Origin of the sequence: Microbaculum marinisediminis (assembly GCF_025397915.1) — a bacterium.
GTDB lineage: Bacteria > Pseudomonadota > Alphaproteobacteria > Rhizobiales > Tepidamorphaceae > Microbaculum > Microbaculum marinisediminis.
On sequence record NZ_JALIDZ010000040.1, the window covers coordinates 1 to 395 of the forward strand.

At 60.8% G+C, this 395-nt stretch carries 1 protein-coding gene; it reads right to left on the bottom strand.

Features of this window, described 5'->3' with window-relative positions:
• Window positions 1-395: hypothetical protein (locus MUB46_RS24185; protein ID WP_261618538.1), on the bottom strand; the 395-nt coding region annotated here is incomplete at both ends.

The following is a 395-nucleotide window of genomic DNA, read 5'->3' on the forward strand; positions in this document are numbered from 1 at the left end:
AGCTTCGGGATGATGTCGCGCGGGTTGATGCCGTACCGGCGAGCGATACCGCGATAGGACCGCATATCGTCCCGCAATGCGGTGTTGAAGGCGTTTATGCGCGACTGTGCTTCGGCGAGCAGACTGGAGCGCATTTCGGGGGTCAAGCGCCCCTTGTCGTTCACGATGTTGACAGCAGACAGCAGGCGCTGCGGAAGCGATGCGGTGTTTTCCACCATGACCATTTCCCCTTCGCGCACGACGCTGCCGGGATCGAAGATCTTGCCGATGCCGTAAATGAAGTTCAGGTCGGAGGCCTTCGTGTCGCGGCCCTCGGCATCGACCAGAGACGACCAGATAGGCGCGGCCTGCGCATAGTTCTTGTAGCTCGGCAGCGCCTGGATTTCCTTCCGAAC